Origin of the sequence: Ephemeroptericola cinctiostellae (assembly GCF_003339525.1) — a bacterium.
Lineage (GTDB): Bacteria > Pseudomonadota > Gammaproteobacteria > Burkholderiales > Burkholderiaceae > Hydromonas > Hydromonas cinctiostellae.
This window is the reverse complement of sequence record NZ_CP031124.1, coordinates 345,548-365,255: the sequence shown is the minus strand read 5'-3', so window position 1 is coordinate 365,255 and position 19,708 is coordinate 345,548. Positions and strand designations below refer to the sequence as shown.

The 19,708-nt window shown below is 50.1% G+C and carries 18 protein-coding genes and 1 pseudogene; 12 read left to right on the top strand and 7 right to left on the bottom strand.

Translation table 11 applies throughout. The features are described 5' to 3' along the window. Positions 1 to 16 precede the first annotated feature (16 nt). From DTO96_RS01835 to DTO96_RS01800, 8 genes are all read left to right on the top strand, one after another. Positions 17 to 808, top strand: a complete 792-nt coding sequence (locus DTO96_RS01835) for a lysophospholipid acyltransferase family protein (RefSeq protein WP_114561934.1) — start codon at positions 17 to 19, stop codon at positions 806 to 808. A gap of 308 nt (positions 809 to 1,116) precedes the next feature. Continuing rightward, positions 1,117 to 1,752, top strand: a complete 636-nt coding sequence (locus DTO96_RS01830) for a TetR/AcrR family transcriptional regulator (protein ID WP_114561933.1) — start codon at positions 1,117 to 1,119, stop codon at positions 1,750 to 1,752. 110 nt (positions 1,753 to 1,862) lie between these two features. Next, positions 1,863 to 3,644, top strand: a complete 1,782-nt coding sequence (locus tag DTO96_RS01825; protein ID WP_114561932.1) for an acyl-CoA dehydrogenase C-terminal domain-containing protein — start codon at positions 1,863 to 1,865, stop codon at positions 3,642 to 3,644. A gap of 199 nt (positions 3,645 to 3,843) precedes the next feature. Continuing rightward, complete coding sequence (locus tag DTO96_RS01820) at positions 3,844 to 4,266, top strand: DUF2147 domain-containing protein (protein WP_114561931.1); 423 nt, start codon at positions 3,844 to 3,846, stop codon at positions 4,264 to 4,266. A gap of 148 nt (positions 4,267 to 4,414) precedes the next feature. Next, a complete protein-coding gene (locus DTO96_RS01815; RefSeq protein WP_114561930.1) occupies positions 4,415 to 6,808 on the top strand; it encodes a 3-hydroxyacyl-CoA dehydrogenase/enoyl-CoA hydratase family protein in 2,394 nt (797 codons plus the stop codon). 124 nt (positions 6,809 to 6,932) lie between these two features. Next, the gene (locus tag DTO96_RS01810; RefSeq protein ID WP_114561929.1) at positions 6,933 to 8,129 is read left to right on the top strand and encodes an acetyl-CoA C-acyltransferase; all 1,197 of its coding nucleotides are present in this window, start codon (positions 6,933 to 6,935) and stop codon (positions 8,127 to 8,129) included. A gap of 216 nt (positions 8,130 to 8,345) precedes the next feature. Continuing rightward, entirely contained in the window at positions 8,346 to 8,735 is a 390-nt protein-coding gene (locus tag DTO96_RS01805; RefSeq protein ID WP_114561928.1) for an MAPEG family protein, read from the top strand. A gap of 69 nt (positions 8,736 to 8,804) precedes the next feature. Beyond that, complete coding sequence (locus DTO96_RS01800; protein WP_114561927.1) at positions 8,805 to 9,560, top strand: enoyl-CoA hydratase; 756 nt, start codon at positions 8,805 to 8,807, stop codon at positions 9,558 to 9,560. A gap of 118 nt (positions 9,561 to 9,678) precedes the next feature. Here the strand turns inward: DTO96_RS01800 and DTO96_RS01795 are convergent, their stop codons facing one another. The 6 genes from DTO96_RS01795 to DTO96_RS13065 all read right to left on the bottom strand — a co-directional run bounded on the left by DTO96_RS01795 (position 9,679) and on the right by DTO96_RS13065 (position 15,266). Next, entirely contained in the window at positions 9,679 to 11,028 is a 1,350-nt protein-coding gene (locus DTO96_RS01795; protein ID WP_114561926.1) for a ferredoxin reductase family protein, read from the bottom strand. Between the two features lie 86 nt (positions 11,029 to 11,114). Next, positions 11,115 to 11,828, bottom strand: coding sequence for a ZIP family metal transporter (locus DTO96_RS01790; RefSeq protein WP_114561925.1), 714 nt, complete (start codon positions 11,826 to 11,828; stop codon positions 11,115 to 11,117). Positions 11,829 to 11,898: 70 nt separating this feature from the next. Continuing rightward, a complete protein-coding gene (locus DTO96_RS01785; protein WP_114561924.1) occupies positions 11,899 to 13,287 on the bottom strand; it encodes an ATP-binding protein in 1,389 nt (462 codons plus the stop codon). Between the two features lie 101 nt (positions 13,288 to 13,388). After that, the gene (locus tag DTO96_RS01780) at positions 13,389 to 14,057 is read right to left on the bottom strand and encodes a response regulator transcription factor (protein WP_114561923.1); all 669 of its coding nucleotides are present in this window, start codon (positions 14,055 to 14,057) and stop codon (positions 13,389 to 13,391) included. Positions 14,058 to 14,095: 38 nt separating this feature from the next. Continuing rightward, a complete protein-coding gene (locus tag DTO96_RS01775; RefSeq protein WP_114561922.1) occupies positions 14,096 to 14,644 on the bottom strand; it encodes a cytochrome b/b6 domain-containing protein in 549 nt (182 codons plus the stop codon). A 151-nt stretch (positions 14,645 to 14,795) separates the two neighbouring features. Next, positions 14,796 to 15,266: a PepSY domain-containing protein gene (locus tag DTO96_RS13065; protein WP_308418251.1), complete on the bottom strand. Its 471-nt coding sequence runs from the start codon at positions 15,264 to 15,266 to the stop codon at positions 14,796 to 14,798. Positions 15,267 to 15,550: 284 nt separating this feature from the next. Between DTO96_RS13065 and DTO96_RS01765 the strand changes: the two genes are divergently transcribed. Then, positions 15,551 to 15,751: a dodecin family protein gene (locus DTO96_RS01765; protein WP_114561921.1), complete on the top strand. Its 201-nt coding sequence runs from the start codon at positions 15,551 to 15,553 to the stop codon at positions 15,749 to 15,751. A gap of 85 nt (positions 15,752 to 15,836) precedes the next feature. Here DTO96_RS01765 and DTO96_RS01760 read toward each other — a convergent pair. Continuing rightward, positions 15,837 to 16,460, bottom strand: a pseudogene (locus tag DTO96_RS01760) (LysE family translocator). Positions 16,461 to 16,811: 351 nt separating this feature from the next. Between DTO96_RS01760 and DTO96_RS01755 the strand changes: the two are divergent. The 3 genes from DTO96_RS01755 (at position 16,812) to metW (ending at position 19,702) form a co-directional block, all read left to right on the top strand. Beyond that, on the top strand, positions 16,812 to 17,696 hold the full coding sequence (locus tag DTO96_RS01755; protein ID WP_114561920.1) for a LysR substrate-binding domain-containing protein: 885 nt from the start codon (positions 16,812 to 16,814) through the stop codon (positions 17,694 to 17,696). Positions 17,697 to 17,888: 192 nt separating this feature from the next. After that, positions 17,889 to 19,058 carry a homoserine O-succinyltransferase MetX gene (gene metX / locus DTO96_RS01750; RefSeq protein ID WP_114563877.1) on the top strand — a complete coding sequence of 390 codons (1,170 nt, stop codon included), beginning with the start codon at positions 17,889 to 17,891 and terminating at the stop codon, positions 19,056 to 19,058. Continuing rightward, positions 19,055 to 19,702 (top strand): methionine biosynthesis protein MetW, encoded by a 648-nt coding sequence (gene metW / locus DTO96_RS01745; RefSeq protein ID WP_114561919.1) that lies wholly within the window; start codon positions 19,055 to 19,057, stop codon positions 19,700 to 19,702. The genes metX and metW overlap by 4 nt, the downstream gene beginning before the upstream one ends. The last annotated feature ends 6 nt before the right edge of the window (positions 19,703 to 19,708 follow it).

Here is a 19,708-nt window from a genome sequence, read left to right as displayed (position 1 = left end):
ATTTTTAAGGGAAAATATGAGGTTAATCGGTCTAATTTCTGCGCCAGTGCGTCTGGTTTTGTTTGTATTGTATGTGCTGTTGGGTTTGTTTTTAACCATGGTGTTGTTTCGTTTTTTCAGTTGGGCAACCCGTCAGCATTTGATTCGAACATGGTCGCGTTGTTTGTTGGTGATCCTTGGTGTGCGTTTGTCGGTGGATAACCCGCCGGCTCGCTTGCCCATGCGTGGCATGTTGGTGGGCAACCATTCGTCGTGGATTGATATTTTTGTCGCCAATGCGGTTCAGCCTGTGCGTTTTATTGCCAAATCTGAAGTCCGGGATTGGCCTGTCATTGGTATTTTGGTGTCGAGTGTGGGCACACTGTACGTTGAGCGGGGCAATCGCCATGCCATCACCAGCACCAACCGTGAAATCTCTGCTGCGGCTAAAAACGGTGATTTGGTCGGTTTGTATCCTGAAGGCACGACGACGAATGGGACGTATATTTTGCCGTTTAAAAGCAATTTGTTTCAGCCCGCGATTGACAACGAAATGCATTTGTATCCATTGGGGGTGACGTATACCCAAAATGGATTGTACACCCCCCATGCCGCGTACGAGGGGGACACCAGTTTGATGAGCAGCTTATGGCAAATTGCATCCAGTGGCGGCGTGACAGCTCATGCACGGTATGGGGCGGTGATCCCTGCGGCGCAATTTTCAGCGCGCCATGAGCTGGCGAAGGCCGCTCAAAATGCCGTCGCACGATTGATAGGTCAAGAAGTGATGCCCGATGATGTATATGCTCAAGTGCAGACGGGCGTTTAGCACATCCCATCCCCGATGGGGTGTGAACACCGTAAAAAAAACCGCAAATTTTGCGGTTTTTTTTACGTCGGCTACATTGTTTTTGAAGCGAATGCGGGACGGGGCAATAAACAAACAAAAATTTGTTTTCCCCTGCTGGATTTAGGTTAATATCCAAAAATGTCTAGGGCTTTGGAAATAAAGCGTCGTATTTTTGAAAATGCAGCGCTTAAATTTAAAAAAACAAGATTTTTTTACAAGCACCTATTGACACAGAGTGAAGTTTTCTTGAAAATAGAACGAACGTTCGATTTTGTTGGAGTGAAGTAATGGCTATCGTCAATAATATGACATCAAACGAACGCCCTGCTGTACGCAAAGGTGAACAAACCCGCGCAGCGATTTTGGATGTGGCACTGGAAGTGGCTGCACGAGATGGCTTGGAAGGTGTGACGATTGGTATTTTGGCTGATCGTTTAAGCATGAGTAAAAGTGGCGTGTTCTCACATTTTGGTTCACGGGAAGAGCTGCTGATTGCAACGTTGAAAGAGTATGAGGTTCGTTTTTTGGCCGACATTCTTAAGCCTGCGGTGACTGAACCACGCGGCTTGTTGCGCTTAAAAGCAATTTTAGGCAATTGGTTCACCCGTCTTGGTCATGAGAATGAGCAAGGTTGCTTGTATATTTCTGGTGGTGTGGAATATGACGATCGCCCTGGTCCTGTTCGCGATGAATTGGTCGGCATGATCGAAGGCTGGGAAAAAGAATTGGAACGCGCCATTCGCCAGTCCATTGAGACGGGCGAATTGCGGGAAGATACGCCTGTTGATTTGGTGATTTTCGAATTGTATGGCTTGGCCTTGGGATTCCACCACAGTGCACGCTTGATGGCGCGCAACAATGGTTCGGACATGATTCGGCAGGTGTTTGAAAGAATTTTAAATCAGTACCAACGTGTGGCTTAGGTTTGGGTGGGGTTGAATGGCATCATGACATCATGTTGCGTTAATCCAGAGGTGGAAGCACCGTATGAACCCTCTCCTTGCTGCGCAACATAACATTGGAGACAAGTATCATGGGTTCATACGTACCACCACTGCGGGACATGCAGTTTGTATTGCACGAAATGCTGGATGTTGAATCCACATTAAAAACCTTGCCTGCACATGCAGACTTGGATGTGGACACAATCAATGCCGTCATTGAAGAAGCGGGTAAGTTTGCATCGGACGTGATCTTCCCTCTAAACCAATCGGGTGACCAAGAAGGTTGCCATTGGAATGACACGGTCGTGACCACGCCCAAAGGTTACAAAGAAGCTTATAAACAGTACGTGGAAGCGGGTTGGCCTGCGTTGTCATGTGATCCTGAGTACGGCGGTCAAGGTTTGCCTGTGTCGTTGAATAATGTGTTGTATGAAATGCTGAATTCGGCCAATATTGCATGGACAATGTATCCTGGATTGAGCCATGGTGCATACGAGGCTTTGCATGCGCATGGTACGGATGAGCTGAAAAATAAATACTTGGGCAAGCTTGCAACGGGTGAGTGGACGGGCACGATGTGCTTGACGGAGCCCCATTGCGGTACTGATTTGGGTTTGCTGCGTACCAAAGCAGAACCACAAGCCGACGGCAGTTACAGCATCACTGGCACCAAAATCTTTATTTCCAGTGGCGAGCACGACATGGCGGACAACATCATCCACCTCGTTTTGGCTCGTCTGCCTGAGTCTGCCAAAGGCACCAAGGGCATTTCTTTGTTTGTGGTCCCTAAATTTTTGCCTAACGACGATGGTTCTGTCGGTGCGCGCAACCCCGTCTCATGCGGTTCGATTGAGCACAAAATGGGCATTCACAGCAATTCGACATGTGTCATCAATCTCGATGGTGCGGCGGGCTGGTTGGTTGGCGAACCCCACAAAGGCTTGCAAGCCATGTTTGTCATGATGAATGCCGCGCGCTTGGGCGTGGGCATGCAAGGTCTGGGCTTGACCGAAATCTCTTATCAAAATGCCCGCAATTACGCCAAAGACCGTCTGCAAATGCGTTCATTGTCTGGCACAAAAGCACCCACCAAAGAAGCCGATCCCATCTTGGTGCACCCCGATGTGCGCCGCATGTTGTTGACGCAACGTGCGTATGCAGAAGGTGCGCGTGCGTTCACATACTGGATTGCATTGGAAATCGATAAAGAGTTGTCGCATCCCGATGAGGCGGTGCGTGCTGAAGCCGCCGACATGGTGGCCTTGCTCACGCCGATCATCAAAGCATTCATCACTGATAATGCTTTTGAATGCACCAATCATGGCGTGCAGGTCTACGGCGGACATGGATTCATCGCCGAATGGGGCATGGAGCAATATGTGCGTGACGCGCGCATCACCCAAATTTATGAAGGCACGAACGGCGTTCAAGCCCTTGATTTGCTTGGCCGCAAAATTTTGAGCGACATGGGCGCGAAAATGAAGGCTTTTGGTGCGATCGTGCGTGCGTTTGTTGAAGACAACGGCATCGACATGAACATGCAAGAGTTCGTTAATCCATTGGGTGACATTGCGGTTAAAGTTGAAAAATTGACCATGGAAATTGGCATGAAAGCCATGGCCAACCAAGATGAAGTGGGTGCCGCTTCTGTGCCCTATCAACGGGTTGTTGGGCATTTGGTGTTCTCGTATTTTTGGGCACGCATGGCTAAGATTGCTTTGGAAAAACAAAATCAAGATGACTTTTACAAAGCGAAATTGGCGACCGCACGTTTTTACTTTGCTAAACTTTTACCAGAAACTGCAGGTTATATCCGTCAAGCCCGTGCAGGCAATGCGTCGTTGGCTGAAATGCAAGACGATTGGTTCTAAGTTGCTGGGTTGGTTGTCGTTTTTAAGTGGAGCCAAAAGGCTGCAAGGGATGGCATGGGTTTTAATTTCGAACGCTCGTGCAAAATTGTGTCAACCAAGTTGTACTGTGACGGGTTGATAGCGTGTGGCCTTCACACCCACACCATTCAAGTGTTTAAAAGTTATGTTTTTAAAATGTTTAAATAATCAGGAGACAGCAATGAAAGTATGGCAAAAATTGGGCTTAATCGCCGCAGGTTTAACTGTGTCTGCCGTGGCAATGGCCGATCCAACGGGTACATGGCGCACCATCGATGACAAAACAGGTCAAGCCAAATCATTGGTGCGCATCACCAATGAAGGCGGTAAATATGTGGGTCGCATCGCCGATGTGCTGAATGGTCCAAATGTCTGCGACGTGTGCGAAGGCGAATTTCACGGTAAAAACTTGATCGGTCAAACCATTCTTTGGGGCGTCACATCAGAGGGTGACAATGAGTACGGCGGCGGTCGCATTCAAGATCCAAAAAATGGCAACACTTACAGCGTGAACCTGAAAGACAACGGCAGCAGCATGGTGGTTCGTGGTTACAAAGGCATCAGTGCTTTGGGTCGCAACCAAACATGGCAGCGTGTACGTTAATTGTCAACGTAAAGTCATACAATGTGGGGCGAGCAGGACATGCCCGCCCTACTTTTTAACTAACCCCTCGCCTGATTTTGAATGGGTCAAGCGATGGAATCGAGCATCAACTTAATCCAATGTTGGTCGGATGTGAAGGAAATACAACGTGAGTAACTTGGTTATCCGTAAAGTCGCCGTACTTGGCGCAGGCGTGATGGGCGCACAAATCGCAGCGCACCTGATTAACGCCAAAGTCCCTGTGATGTTGTTTGATTTGGCGGCCAAAGAAGGCGACGCCAATGGCATCGTCAATAAAGCCCTTGCTGGTTTGAAAAAACTCTCCCCTGCCCCGTTTGGCAACGCTGCACACGGTGCATTTATCCAAGCCGCGAATTATGAAACCGACTTGGCCAAGCTCGGCGAATGTGACCTCGTGATTGAAGCCATTGCTGAGCGCATGGATTGGAAGCATGCCTTGTATGCCAAAGTGGCACCGCACCTTGCACCCCATGCGATTTTCGCCAGCAACACCTCTGGTTTGTCCATCACTGAGCTGTCGAATGGTTTTTCCGATGAGTTGAAAAAACGCTTTTGCGGTGTGCATTTTTTCAATCCACCGCGCTACATGCATTTGGTTGAGTTGATTCCAACGGCCACCACCGACGCCCAAACATTGGATGACCTCGAAACGTTCGCCACCACCACCTTGGGTAAAGGCGTAGTGCGTGCGAAAGACACACCGAACTTCATCGCCAACCGTGTGGGCGTGTTTTCTATTTTGGCTGTGATGGCTGAAGCAGAAAAATTTGGTTTGTCGTTTGATGTGGTTGACGATTTGACGGGTGCAAAACTCGGTCGTGCCAAATCAGCCACATTCCGTACTGCCGATGTGGTCGGTTTGGACACCATGGCACACGTCATCAAAACCATGGATGACAACCTCAAAGACGATCCTTTTGCCAGTGTGTATCCTGTGCCTACCGTGCTCAAGGGCTTGGTTGAAAAAGGCGCGTTGGGACAAAAATCAGGCGCTGGTTTTTATAAAAAAGAAGGCAAGGAAATCAAAGTCCTTAACCCCGCCACGGGCGAATACGTCACGGGTGGCGGTACGGCAGACGAGATCATTGCTCGCATTCTCAAACGCCCCGCCGCAGAACGTTTGAAACTTTTGCGCGAAACCGATCACCCGCAAGCTCAATTCTTATGGGCCATTTTCCGTGATGTGTTCCATTACATCGCCTTGCATTTGGAATCAATTGCCGATAACGCACGCGACATTGATTTTGCCATTCGCTGGGGGTTTGGTTGGAACGAAGGCCCATTTGAAACATGGCAAGCCGCAGGTTGGAAACAAGTGGCCGATTGGGTGTCTGAGGACATCGCTGCGGGTAAAGCGCTTTCGACAGCACCCTTACCCACATGGGTGGCTGAAGTGGACGGCGCACACAGTGCCGCAGGCTCATATTCACCCGCAAACAAAGGCTTTACACCACGTTCAGCCTTGGCCGTGTACGCACGCCAAGCATTCCCAGCATCATTGGTGGGTGAACAAGCCGCTGATCCAAAAACAGCGGGTGTGACGGTGTTTGAAGACGATTCGATCCGTTTGTGGCATCAAAACGATGGCATTTTGATCGCATCGTTTAAATCAAAAATGAACACGGTTGGCCCTGGCGTGCTCGCTGGTTTGCAGCAAGCAGTCGCATTGGCGGAGCAGGATTTTAAAGGCTTGGTCATTTGGCAAACGGGTTCTTTGAGCGGTGGTCCGTTTTCAGCAGGTGCGGATTTACAGGCCGCCATGCCTTTGTTCATGAAGGGCGGCGCAGCGGCGGTTGAACCTTTTGTCGCAGAATTTCAAAACACCGCGATGCGCATCAAATACGCGCAAGTGCCTGTGGTGGCGGCAATGGCGGGTCTGGCTTTGGGTGGTGGCTGTGAAATCCCAATGCACTGCGCGGCACGCGTGGCGCATTTGGAAACGTACATTGGTTTGGTGGAGTTGGGCGTGGGTCTCGTACCCGCGGGCGGTGGCTTGAAAGAAGCCGCATTGCGTGCTGCACAAGCGGGTGGCGCGTATGGCTTCACCAATTTGACCGAGTTCATTAAACCTTGGTTCCAAAACGTGGCGATGGCGAAAGTTTCAAAATCAGCCCGTGATGCGCAAAGTTTGGGCTTCTTGGCCGAGACCGACACGGTGGTGTTCAATATCCATGAGTTGTTGCACGTGGCCAAAGGCCAAGCGGTGGCATTGGCGGATGCGGGTTATCGCCCACCATTGGCCGCTGCCAACATCAGCGCAGCGGGGCCTTCGGTGCAAGCCACTTTGCAATCGATCATTGCGAACATGCGTGATGGTGGCTTCATTTCTGCATATGACGGTGAATTGGCGACCCGCGTGGCGAATATTTTGACCGCGGGTGGTGTTGAAGCGGGTACGCCAGTGGATGAAGCGTGGTTGCTGAAACTGGAGCGAAAAAATTTCCTTGAGGCGTTGAGCCATCCCAAAACACAAGAGCGCATCATGGGCATGTTGTCGACGGGTAAACCTGTTCGTAACTAACCGTAATTAACGCTTTTTTATTCGTTTTTTATTCAAATTTTTTGCGGCTTTGCCGCGAAAAATTTCTAATCTTAATCATTCAGCCAAAAAAAGCAGGTTTTGACTTTTTTTGAAGGAGAGTCGCATGACCCAATTACAAGAAGCCTACATCGTTGCCGCCACGCGCACGCCCGTAGGTAAAGCACCTCGCGGCGTGTTTAAAAACACCCGACCCGATGATTTACTCGCTCACGTGATGAAGAGCGTGATGGCGCAAGTGCCGCAACTCGACCCGAGTTTGGTCGAGGATGCGATTGTGGGCTGCGCCATTCCACAAGGCCCGCAAGGCTTGAACATGGCGCGCATGGGCGTGCTCTTCGCAGGCTTGCCGAACACCATTGGCGGCGTGACGGTGAACCGTTATTGTGCATCTGGCGTGACGGCATTGGCGATGGCGGCTGACCGCATTCGCACGGGTCAAGCCGACGTGATGATCGCAGCGGGTGCTGAATCCATGAGCATGGTGCCGATGAATGCGATTCTGACCGACATGAACCCTGCAATTTTCAGCAAAGACGAAAACATTGGCATTGCTTACGGCATGGGTTTGACCGCTGAAAATGTGGCTAAACAGTGGAACATCAGCCGAGAAGCGCAAGATGCATTTGCCGCAGAATCACACCGCCGTGCCCTCGCCGCGCAAGCGGCAGGTTATTTCAACGCTGAAATCACGCCGTATGATGTGAGCGACATGGGGGTGGATTTAATCAGCCAAGAGTTGCGCGCTAAAGGTTTCACCGTGAGCCAAGATGAAGGCCCTCGCGCCGACACCACAGCAGAAACCTTGGCGAAACTCAAGCCCGTGTTCGCCGCACGCGGCAGCGTGACCGCTGGCAACAGCTCGCAGATGTCCGATGGGGCCGGTGCTTTGTTGCTTGTTTCAGAGAAAATTTTGAAAGAGCACAACTTAACGCCGATTGGCCGTTTTGTATCATTCTCTGTGCGTGGCGTGCCTCCAGAAATCATGGGCATTGGCCCGAAAGAAGCGATTCCTGCGGCACTGAAAGTGGCGGGTCTGCAATTGTCCGATATGGATTGGATTGAGCTGAACGAAGCGTTTGCAGCGCAAGCCTTGGCCGTGATTCAAGACCTCGGCATGGATGAGTCAAAAATCAATCCACTTGGCGGTGCGATTGCACTGGGTCACCCATTGGGCGCCACAGGTGCAATTCGTGCTGCGACGGTGCTGCATGGTTTGCAACGCACGGGTGGTCGCTACGGCATGGTGACCATGTGCGTGGGCACGGGCATGGGTGCAGCAGGGATCATTGAACGCCTGTAATGTTATTGATGTGAAAAACGCCACGGTATGTTTGTGGCGTTTTTTCTTGCTGGGGTGGTGTGAAAACCGTAAATGTTTGTTCTGGTTTTTAAGTTGGGCTCAAAGTTAAGTTGGGCTCAAAACCTCAAACAAGCCAAGGTGTCATCGAGGGTTTGTTCCACGTTTTTAACGATGTTGTGTTATAAATATTTGTACCTACATTATAGGGGGATCGCCATGTTATTTGCCCACTGGATGCTGCTTGTGGCTTCATTTTTGCCCATCGTTGCGGCTGCTTGCGCCAAAAGTCGAGGTGGCAAGTACGACAACAACAATCCGCGCGACTTCCTCGAAAACCTGCGCCCTGGCACGTTTGCCAAACGCATGTCGGCTGCGCAAAACAACAGTTGGGAGGCGTTGTTGATGTTCGCTCCTGCGCTGCTCATCGCAACACATTACCACGTCGCTGCAGAAACCCTCAATGTTCTTGCAGGTGGATTCATCGCTACACGGTTGGTGTATTTGTGTTGTTATGCCAAAAACTGGGCAACGCCTCGCTCCTTGGTGTGGTTTGTGGGGGTGTTGTGTGTCGTTGGCTTGTATGTCGCCGCAAACCTTGCGGCGTAAGTCAAAGCAGGTCAAAAATAGGCTTTTATTTTTTTGTATTTTCTTCATTATATTTAGTCAAAGAGTCCCATGAATATTCTTAACCACATTGATGACGCGCGCGTCGGACACATTCAAATCAACCGTGCAGAGCGCAAAAACTCACTCACATCCGCCATGTATCAATCCATGGTGGATGTTTTGCGTGCGTATGAGGCCGATGATGCGGTGCGCGTGATTTTATTGTATGGGTTGCCAGAGATGTTTTGTGCAGGCAATGATTTGAGCGATTTTCTCGAACATCCCATCAAAGGCACGGACAGCCCAGTGATTCAATTTTTGTACACGTTGCGGGATTTGAAAAAGCCATTGGTGATGAGCGTCAATGGCGTGGCGGTTGGCATTGGTGTGACCATGTTGTTGCATGCAGACTTTGTGGTGGCTGCGGATGATGCAAAATTTCAATTGCCATTCATCAACCTCGCACTCTGCCCTGAAGGGGGCTCAAGCTTGCTGTTGGCACAACGTGCAGGGTATTTGCGTGCCGCAGAAAAACTGATGTTTGGCGAGCTCTTTACGGCACAAGAAGCGCTCGACATGCGCATCGTCAGTCGGTTGTTGCCACACCATGAGGCTTTGCGTTATGCGGTTCATCAAGCGCATCACCTCGCAGAAAAAAGCCCTGCTGCCATGCGTGAAACCAAACGTTTGCTCAAGGCAAGCTATTCAGATGCTTTGCGCGTTGCCTTGGATGTTGAAATCGAGGCATTTGCCCGTTTGTTAAAAGGTGGTGATGCACGTGAGGCGATGACGGCTTTTTTTGAAAAGCGCAAGCCCAGCTTTTAAATGCATGTCCTTGGCATGCCCTTGACACGTCTTTGGCATGTGTTGATGCAAAAAAGTCACAGCAGCGCTGTGACTTTTTTGTGTGCTGAAATGCAGCTTGCGCCATGATTGAGGCTGTTTAACGCATTTCAAACAACTCTCGATGGAAGTCTTCTGGACGCAGGCCTTTTTTAATCAGTGCTTCACTTAAACTGTCGCCAAACCCTGCGGGGCCACAGAACCAGACATCACCATCTTGCCAGTCGGGCACCATGGTGCACAACCGATTGGCATCCAAACGACCGTCCAGAGGTTCGGCCATGATGTGCAAATGGATACCTGCTGCTTGTGCATCCGCACGTGCTTTGGCGAATCCAGGCTCATCCACATGGGGCACACAGAAAAACAAGTCAACTTTTTGCTGTGAAGGTTCAGCCGCGAGCGCATGCATGCGTGCGATGAATGGGGTGATGCCGATGCCACCTGCGACCCAAGTTTGACGGGGTTTGTCGCTTTTGAATGTGAATTGACCATAAGGGCCTTCCAGTGTCACTGCTTGCCCTGCTTTGAGTTGGCTCGCCAAAGTTTTGGTGTAATCGCCCAGCTCCTTGATCAGGAAAAACAGATGACCATCGCCTTTCCAGCCTGATGAGATGGTGAATGGATGTGCGGCCTCTTTGTCATCGAAATTCACAAATGCAAATTGCCCTGCTTCATGACCCGCCCAGCGGTCTTTGATTTTGATGTTGACCCGCACCACACTGCTTTCAGTATAGCGTTCGATGCCTTCAATCACGCCCACCACTTTGCGTTGAACGCCCACTTTTCTAAATAAAACAATGATTGCCGCCACCGTGCCTGACATCATCAACACCGCCATGACGGGGCCGACGACTTGGCTGTAGTATGAAAAATTCATCGTGAATGTCGAATGAAACACCAATGCCAAGTAAACCAAAGGCATTAAACGGTGGGTTTGAAAGAAATAGCGGTAAGGGAATTTTTTGATCAAGGCCAAGGCAAGCAACACAACGGCGATGTAAAACGCCCATTCGCCGACGCTCTCGGCGGGGTGTTTCAATGATTGGAAGAACTGTTCAATCGAAGATCCCGTTGCTTGTTGGCTTCCTGCGTGTGGGCCTTTGGGTCGATTGGGCAGCGCGATCAAACCCAAGCCTGACAACCAGCCGGGTGATTCTTTGATCGCCCAATGGACGATGGAAAAAACCAAGCCTGTGATACCGAGCCATTTGTGCAAACGGTACATTTTATCCAAGCCGCCAAAAAACGGCTCAAAACGTGCAGGGCGCACTGCCAACAGCATGCTGATGCTCATCACACCCATCGCAATGATGCCCGTGTAATTCATCAAGACATTGCGCATGGGTAAAAACTGATATGGTGGATTAAACAGGCTTTGGTCAGACAGCAGCCACAGTCCGCTCAGTGTGACTAAAAAGCCAATAAAAAAAGGTTTTATTTTTCTCATGATGCGCTCCCTCTGGCGTTAAATTAACCCTTATTATAAAAAGCTTTTGTAAAGTTAATGTTAACGCCATGTAAAGAGCGGACTTATTATGTGTTCATCAGTTGAATGCTCCAAAAGACCATAAAGCCAGCAAACAGCCACAGCGTCGACACTGGTTTTTCTTCAACCTCATGCGCCTCAACCAGCAGCTCATCGGTGACCAAATACAATAAAGCAGACACACCAAAAGCCAAAATCGCACTGATGGTCATATTGGATGCGCCAGTGAGTAAGTAATTACCGATCAAAGTGCTGCTGAGCACGACCGCGCCCAGCAAAGTGGTCATAAGCACCACGCGCCAGCCTTTGATGGTTTCAGACACCAAGGACAAGCCCAAAAACAACAGTTCAACAGACAGGCCAAGTGCCAAAATCAGCCCCGTTTCATGGCTGGCGGCGAAGCCTGCACCGATGATAAAGCCATCCACGGCGATGTCAATGAATGTCGCCATCAATAAACCATAGTTCCATTGTTCAGAGGCGGGGGCGTGTTCGGCGGCTTGCTCCATGCGAATGGACCACAATTTCATGGCATACATCAGGAGTGAGCCCATTGCGAAGCTGCCGATGAGCAACCAACCTGGTGCGTGTTCACGCCCAAGCTCAGGCAGTACTTCAACCGCCAAAGCCGCGAGCACCACACCTGCGGCGAAATGTTGAATCAAACTGCGCGTGTGGCGCGTGGGATGCCAAAATACAGCGAGTACGCCACCCAAGATTGAGACAACAGCGGGAATGAGCATGGCGGTATAGGGATTCATGGTGGTCTTTATTGTGGGTTGAGGGACGGGTTTAAATAGACTCGAATGTTGCTTTGAAATTGAACACTGTTTAGTTTTTGGATTCAAAAGTGAATTTTATGCCAAAACCATGGGGTTTCACTGCAAAAGGTTGGACATCGGTGTGGTGCAGCAAGGCAATTCGTTTGATGATCGACCAACCCAAGCCAGCGCCAGAAGCCGCTTGGCCCACTGGGCGGTAAAAGCGTTCGCCCAAGCGGGCAAATTGCGCCGTTGGCATCCCCCTGCCATTGTCGTACACCGTGAATGCATGATCGGAAATGAGCACAAAGACCTCTGTGCCCTCTCCGCCATAGCGCTGTGCATTGTCAATCAAATTGCGCAAAACCAAAGCCCATAACAAGGGGTGTCCGAGCAGCCGTGGCAAACCTTCGATGCGCAGATGAATGTCGTCTACAGGTAAGCCCGCCTCCAACAATGCTTCTGTGCTCAATGCGACCCAATCAATCGCTTGGTGGCCAATGGTTTCACCATGCTCCAAACGCGCCAATTGCAACAGTTGGCTGACCACATGGGTGGCACGATCAATGCCACTGGTGGCACGGATCAATGCTTTTTCACGCGTTTCGGGGCGTTGGCTGCTTTGCGCCAGCTCCAATTGCAGGCGGGTGGCTGCCAATGGTGTGCGCAATTCGTGTGCCGCATCGGCTGTGAAACGTTGTTCACGGGAGATGGTGTGTGCCATGTGCGAGAACAGGCTGTTCAGGCGATCTTTTAGGGGGTTCAGTTCTGTGGGCACCAGGGTGTGGATGGGGGCGAGATTGTCGGCTGCACGGGTAGCGACATCCTCGGTGAATGCTTGAATGGGTTTCAAACCACGGCGCAAGGCCCAGTACAACACAGGGATCAGCGCCAGCAAGCCGAGTAAAGCCAGTGCGCCAATGTGTTCGGCCAGCTCATGAGACAGTTCACTGGCATTGCTGTCTGGTGAGGCCACCACCAATTCGATGTCATCGTCTGCGCGGCTGGACACCAGCCAATTGCTGCCATTCAGTATTTCATCATGTGGAAGCTTCGTTGCGACGGTTTCAGCATCGGCATCCAAATGCTGAGGAGTGCTTTCACGGTCGTCTTGGTGTGCATTTACAGCATGGGGCTGCCGAGGTAAAGCGGGTGTGCTGCTGGCGTTCAGCAACAAGCCATTCTTGGCATCATACACTGCAAACTCCATGCCGCTTTCGTCACCCAAAGGGTGGTTGCGCTCGGTTTGCAAATCATCTTTGTCACCCAAATTATTCCACAGCATGTCGACGAATTGAATGTGTTGGCGCATCAGCAGGTCATGCGTCATGCGCTCGGTTTGCCAAACCAACACCCCAGAAAAAACAGCCCAGACCAGAATGGTTGAGCACAACACAAGGGCGGTCATGCGCCAAACCAGTGAGTGTTTCATGTTGGATAAAATGGAGGTCATGCGCATTGGGTGCTCAGTTTGAGTTTAAAAGTGTCGATCTGCGTTGTCGAGTTATCTGTTGTGGGCGGATCACAAGTAGAAGGAAAGCAAAATAAGGGGTTTGAACATCATTTGAAATCATCCCCCATGCGCCAACCCAGATTGCGAGCGTTGATAATGCTGTCAGCCCCCAACTTTTTGCGTAAATGCGACAAATGCACATCCAATGCATTGCTTTCAATGTCCACTTGCCAACCATAGAGCTTTTCTTCGAGTTGAGCGCGTGACAGGTGGTTGGGTTTATTGGCAACCAAAATGTGCAACAGGCGAAATTCAATGGCAGACAGGGGAATGGATGTGCCCGCTTGAGTGATGCTTTGGTGGGCGATGTCCAGCTCGAAATCTCGCCAAGCAATGATGTTGGTGGGTTGTTGATATTGGCGACGTAACAACACACGCAGGCGTGCAACCAGCTCCGTGAGTGCAAACGGTTTAATGAGGTAATCGTCGGCGCCTGCATTCAAACCTTGTACGCGATCCTCCAAGGCATCGCGCGCCGTTAACAGCAGAACGGGTAACAACATGTGTTGCCCGCGCATCCACTGCAACACCTGCAATCCGTTTTTCCCTGGTAAGCCAATGTCCAGTACCATGACATCAAATGAACATTGTGTTTGTAATGCAGTGATGGCTGACGAGCCATCGTGCAGCCAATCCACCAAAAATCCAGCTTCAGTTAAACCATCGACCAAACCCTCACCAAGCAGTGCATCGTCTTCAACCAAAAGTAATCGCATGTCTATTCCCATCGTAGACGTTGAACATTTGAAGCGGTTCAAGTTTCAGGTGTGTGTTCTGTTTCATGGTCGCGTTTGTAGCCGTGAACCATGGCCGCAGGTAAATTTTCTTTGTGTGTCCAACTTTCAGCTAAAGCGCCTAAAACATGTAAGCCCACAGCAACCATGAACAGGTTTGCGCTCAAGACATGCCAATTTTCCAGCCACTCTTCACCAAAAAATCGGTCGGTGCCCAACAGATAGCCTGTGATGCCTTGATTGAGCACCAAGGCCATGAGAAACAACATCATCACAGCGCCCAAAGGGTTGTGGCCGATGTAACGCTGTGCTTCACCTTTGAGTTTCAAACGGGTATAAGCGATGACGCGAGACGGAGATGGCCACCATTCACTGAAGCGTGCATAACGACTGCCCGTGAAGCCCCAAACGATGCGAATCAACACAATGCCCGTCGCCGCATAACCGACGTAACGGTGCAGTTGGTCGCCGCCCTCATCGATGAAGTTGAGTATAACCAAAATGGCCAAGCCCCAGTGTGCAATGCGCACCACCCGATCCCAAACCTTGATTTTATTCGATTCGTTCATGTTGCGGGTCTTTCAATGGTTAATAAAAACACAGCAATGACAGCGGCCTGTTCAGTTTCATTTCAATCCCATCGTCACATTCAATAAGCGCCTTGAATGTGACGACACCTAAATCACAAGTGTGCTGTGAATAAACACACCCTGTTGATGATTAATCGCCTGTTTTAACAATGCTCAAATCTTTGGCATCAAAATACACTTCTGCTTTTTTGCCTGTTTTATCAAAACCGTAAATTTCATAGCAGTTGCCAGTGACTTTGAATGTTTTTACTTTGTAGCCCAAGCCATTGATTTTTGCTTGTGCATCCGCTTCACTCATCCATTGGTCTTTTGGATAGGCAAGGCAACCATTTTTATCTTTGGCCAGTGCGACTGAGGCTGCTGCTGGAGTGACTGCTGGAGTGACTGCTGGAGTGACTGCTGGAGTGACTGCTGGAGTGACTGCTGGAGTAACTGCTGGAGTAACTGCTGGAGTAACTGCTGGAGTAACTGCTGGAGTAACTGCTGGAGTAACTGCTGGAGTAACTGCGGCAGCAGGCTTTTTATCATCTTTATCGCCGCAAGCGGTGAGTGCCAAGCCTGCCAATAATGTCACGAGGGTCATTGATACAGCACGTTTCATGTGATTCATCCTTAAAAAGTCAGTGAAATGGCTTGAGGTCTTTAACGGTAGGCTTCAAGCACGGATGGATTTAATCAATCAAACATTAACTGAGAATTAAGTCAAAACAAAAGAATGCAAAAAAGTACCTGCGTGCTAAAAAAGCAGCCCCTCTCACCAAGCATCAAAAAAAACGGCGTAGAATCAAATCGTGTGCACAACAAAAGCACACAAGTGGCTCGCCAGCGATGATTGAACGGCGTGTCATTTCACACCAATCAACATTCAAACCTGAAGGAGTCACCATGACCATTGTTAAAGTGATTGAAGTTATTGCATCATCGCCGACCAGCATCGAAGACGCCATTCAATTGGCCGTGGCCGAAGTATCAAAAACGGTACGCAACATTGATTCGGTCTACATCAAAGACATCAAGGCGCATGTGAACGATGGTAAAGTCGTGTCGTATGGCTGCATTTGTAAAGTATCGTTCCGCGTGGATTGAACGGAACCGCATTGAGCCGGGCTCCGGTCAAGCAGCATAAAAAAGCGCGAGTTGAATCTCGCGCTTTTTTAATACGGATTGATATTCAGTGGGATGTGGATGAAAAAGCCAATGCAACACCCAATGTGGTTAAGATGAAACCGATGCCGCGGTCAATGTTGATTTTGTGATGCAGCATGCGGGTGCGCAGATGGGGGGCTGAAAAAAATACGGCCACCAGCGTAAACCACAGCCAATGTGCGATGGACATCAACAACCCATACCCATACTGCAACCACAGTGGTGTGTCAGGCTGAACAATTTGGCTGTAGGTGCTGACCACGAACAGAGTGGTTTTTGGATTGAGGGCGCGTTGGTGAGCACGCCCATTTTAAAGGCTTGAACAAGGAGATAAATGGCTTGAGCTTTGAGTGTCATTGATCGATGTGGCTGGCATGCCTCGAAATGTTTGGTAGCCGATGTAAATCAGGTACACAGCCCCTACAATTTTTAGCGCTGAAAGCATGGCGGGCTGCGTGGCGATGACGATGCCCACACCCACCATGGTGTAAAAGACGTGAATTTGGACGCCCACACCAATGCCCAAAGTCGTCCACAAGCCCATTGTTCGCCCATGGGTGAAGCTGTTTCGAGTGACCAGTGCAAAATCAGCCCCAGGGCTGATGACCGCTAAAATGGTGATGAGGGTGACGGACAGCAATTCTTGCATGGTGTTTCCTTTTGAATTAAAAAATAACGTTGATTTATACTCACCAACACTCGCGCTTAGGTGGCGTGCTGGATCGATGATTTTTTACATGTTTATGTTCTATGTGCTTGTGTGTTTCATTGTTGTTTGAATAAACTGTTGATGCCTCCCCTCTCCAGCTGTTGAGGGTGGTGGAAATGGAAGGCTGTAAACCCTATGTTTTGTGTGGTTTTGGCTTGTCTTGAAGTGCACGTGGTCTTGCTCAAATGAGAAAAGCTTTTTAATCACATCATGAGGTGTTGCCATTGTCAGGTATAAAAATTAAAAATAAAATCGATAAAAAATCATGCCATATGTGAGAAAATGTCACATATGAAAACACTTGAACGACTTCCTCCCTTGAATGGTCTGAAAATTTTTGAAGCGGTGGCTCGCCATCAAAGCATGGTGGCTGCTGCCGCTGAACTGCACTTGACGCATGGTGCGGTCAGCCGACAAATTAAACAATTGGAACGACACTTAAATGTTGCACTGTTTGTTCGACGCAACCGAGGCATCTTCCTCACCCACGAAGGCGACACTTTGCGTGCGGCCTGCGTCAGTGTGTTTGCGCAAATTGCTGACGTTGTGGCGCAGATCAAGCCCGACCAACGCGTTCGGCCGCTTGTCATTTCGTGTGAGCCAACGATTGCCATGCGTTGGTTGATTGCGCGCTTGCCAAAATTTCAAGCCCGACATCCAGAAGTGTTGCTGCACTTGTTCACCGCAGGCGGCAAGGTGCAGTTCGCAGAGCAAGGGGTGGATGTGGCGATTCGCCGCAATGATTTCGATCTGAGTGGCCTGTATGTTGAACATTTGGCCTATGAGAAAATTGGGCCCGTTTGCGCGCCCGTGTTGTGGCAACGTCACCTTGCGGTCGAGAACATGCCGCGTTTGCACACCGCAAGCCGCCCTCGTGCATGGTTGGGTTGGCTGTTGGGGCATGGCGGGTGGGTTGAGCCGAGCGCGGGTGAGTTGAGTTTTGAACATTTTTACTTGACCTTGCAAGCCGCGGGTGCGGGTTTGGGTGCGGCGATTGCATCGCAGTATATGGCGGAGCAGGATGTGCGCGATGGTCGGCTGATGGCGCCGTTTGGTTTTGTCGAGGATGGTTCTGCGTATTGCGCAGTGTCTGCGATGCCTTTTGATGAGGATCCACGGAAAATTTTATTTTTAAACTGGTTGCGTGAGGAGTTTGAACTCAGTGGGTTGATGTGATGCGGTTCGGGGCGCCGTCAGGGAATTGCACCGATGCGCTCAATATGTTACATTAACGTCACTATGCGCCGATTTGTCATCTGCTTGCGGGCGCGGGTTTGATCTTCAAACCTAAAACGGCTAAATGATTCCACCCAAGGAGGCGTTTAGTTGTTACTGAACGATTACTTGGGTTTTTTGTTGGGACGGTTTATGTCAAAAGGGTTAAATACAATAAGTGCGGATGCTGGGGTGGTTGGACTTGAGCAGCATGTTGAGCCACAGGTGATGCATTTCTCTGCGCCTTTGCCGCTCGCGAGTGGTGCGAGTTTGCGTGACTATCATTTGATGTATGAAACGTATGGCACATTGAATGCAGCGCGCGATAACGCGGTACTGATTTGCCATGCGCTCAATGCCTCGCATCATGTGGCGGGCGTCAATGAAAAAGGTGAGCGAGGTTGGTGGGACAACATGATTGGACCGGGTAAGCCTGTGGATACCAATCGTTTTTTTGTGGTGGGCGTGAATAATGTGGGTTCGTGTTTTGGCTCCACGGGGCCGATGCACACCAATCCAGCCACGGGTAAACCGTATGGTGCAGATTTCCCTGTGGTGACGGTTGAGGACTGGGTGGATGCGCAAAAACGTTTGATGGATAACCTTGGTATTGCGCAATGGGCGGCCGTGATGGGGGGCAGTTTGGGTGGCATGCAGGCGTTGGCGTGGAGTGTGCACTACCCTTCTGCCCTGCGTCACTGTGTGGTGATCGCCTCTACGACCAAGTTGTCAGCACAAAACATTGCGTTCAATGATGTGGCGCGGCAGGCCATTTTGACTGACCCTGATTTTCATGGCGGGCATTTTTATGAGCATGGTGTTGTGCCGCGTCGTGGCCTGCGCGTGGCGCGCATGATTGGGCACATCACGTACCTGTCGAATGATGCGATGGCGGAGAAGTTTGGCCGTGATTTGCGCAAAGGGGATGATTACAGTTTCAATTACGATGTGGAGTTTGAAATTGAATCGTATCTGCGCTATCAGGGCGATAAGTTTGCCGACTATTTTGATGCAAACACGTATTTGCTCATCACCAAAGCCTTGGATTATTTTGACGCAGCCCGTGAGTTTGGCGGCGACTTGAATGGTGCGTTGGCGGCAACGCGGGCGCAGTATTTTATTGCCTCATTCAGCACCGATTGGCGGTTTTCACCCGAAACCAGTCATGAGCTGGTCAAAGCTTTGGTTAAAAACAAGCGAAAAGTCACTTATGCAGAAATTGATGCCCCGCATGGGCACGACGCTTTCTTGTTGGATGACCCGCGTTACCACAACGCCGTTCGTGCGTATTTCAATAACATTCACATCGGAGGTGTCGCATGAGCATGACCCCTGTTCCATCGACGACAGACAAAGCACTGAATGTTGCCGATTTGATCGCTGGCATTCAACGCCCTGATTTCAACATCATCAGCAGCTGGGTGCCTTCAGGTGCGCACGTGCTGGATTTGGGCTGTGGCGACGGCAGTTTGCTCGATAAATTGCGTCGCGAACGTCAAGTGACCGGTTATGGTGTGGAGCTGAAAGACGGCAATGTACAAGCCTGCATAAGCAAAGGTTTAAATGTGTTGCAACAAGATTTGGAGCAAGGGTTGACATGGTTCGATGACAGCAGCTTTGATGTCGCCATCCTTTCTCTGACCTTGCAAGCGGTGCACAAAACCGAAGACATGTTGCGTGAAATTGCCCGTGTGGGCAAAACAGCCATCGTCTCAGTTCCCAATTTCGGCTACTGGCCACACCGTCTCGCCGTTCTCAAGGGGCGCATGCCTGTTTCCAAAACCTTGCCCTACGAATGGTACAATACGCCGAATGTGCGTGTGTTGACCATTCCCGATTTTGTCCAATTGGCGAATGATGTGGGCACACGTGTGGTTGAGCAAGTGGTGTTGCGTGATGAAAAAGTGATCGAATTCATGCCAAATCTGCGGGGCAGCTTGGGCGTGTTTAAATTGATACAGCAATAAAAGCAC

Bases quoted from the DNA above. Each gene is read 5' to 3' on its own strand.
- DTO96_RS01835 (WP_114561934.1), top strand. From the start codon at position 17: ATGAGGTTAATCGGTCTAATTTCTGCGCCAGTGCGTCTGGTTTTGTTT.
- DTO96_RS01830 (WP_114561933.1), top strand. From the start codon at position 1,117: ATGGCTATCGTCAATAATATGACATCAAACGAACGCCCTGCTGTACGC.
- DTO96_RS01825 (WP_114561932.1), top strand. From the start codon at position 1,863: ATGGGTTCATACGTACCACCACTGCGGGACATGCAGTTTGTATTGCAC.
- DTO96_RS01820 (WP_114561931.1), top strand. From the start codon at position 3,844: ATGAAAGTATGGCAAAAATTGGGCTTAATCGCCGCAGGTTTAACTGTG.
- DTO96_RS01810 (WP_114561929.1), top strand. From the start codon at position 6,933: ATGACCCAATTACAAGAAGCCTACATCGTTGCCGCCACGCGCACGCCC.
- DTO96_RS01805 (WP_114561928.1), top strand. From the start codon at position 8,346: ATGTTATTTGCCCACTGGATGCTGCTTGTGGCTTCATTTTTGCCCATC.
- DTO96_RS01800 (WP_114561927.1), top strand. From the start codon at position 8,805: ATGAATATTCTTAACCACATTGATGACGCGCGCGTCGGACACATTCAA.
- DTO96_RS01795 (WP_114561926.1), bottom strand. From the start codon at position 11,028: ATGAGAAAAATAAAACCTTTTTTTATTGGCTTTTTAGTCACACTGAGC.
- DTO96_RS01790 (WP_114561925.1), bottom strand. From the start codon at position 11,828: ATGAATCCCTATACCGCCATGCTCATTCCCGCTGTTGTCTCAATCTTG.
- DTO96_RS01785 (WP_114561924.1), bottom strand. From the start codon at position 13,287: ATGCGCATGACCTCCATTTTATCCAACATGAAACACTCACTGGTTTGG.
- DTO96_RS01780 (WP_114561923.1), bottom strand. From the start codon at position 14,057: ATGCGATTACTTTTGGTTGAAGACGATGCACTGCTTGGTGAGGGTTTG.
- DTO96_RS01775 (WP_114561922.1), bottom strand. From the start codon at position 14,644: ATGAACGAATCGAATAAAATCAAGGTTTGGGATCGGGTGGTGCGCATT.
- DTO96_RS13065 (WP_308418251.1), bottom strand. From the start codon at position 15,266: ATGAAACGTGCTGTATCAATGACCCTCGTGACATTATTGGCAGGCTTG.
- DTO96_RS01765 (WP_114561921.1), top strand. From the start codon at position 15,551: ATGACCATTGTTAAAGTGATTGAAGTTATTGCATCATCGCCGACCAGC.
- DTO96_RS01755 (WP_114561920.1), top strand. From the start codon at position 16,812: ATGAAAACACTTGAACGACTTCCTCCCTTGAATGGTCTGAAAATTTTT.
- metX (WP_114563877.1), top strand. From the start codon at position 17,889: ATGTCAAAAGGGTTAAATACAATAAGTGCGGATGCTGGGGTGGTTGGA.
- metW (WP_114561919.1), top strand. From the start codon at position 19,055: ATGAGCATGACCCCTGTTCCATCGACGACAGACAAAGCACTGAATGTT.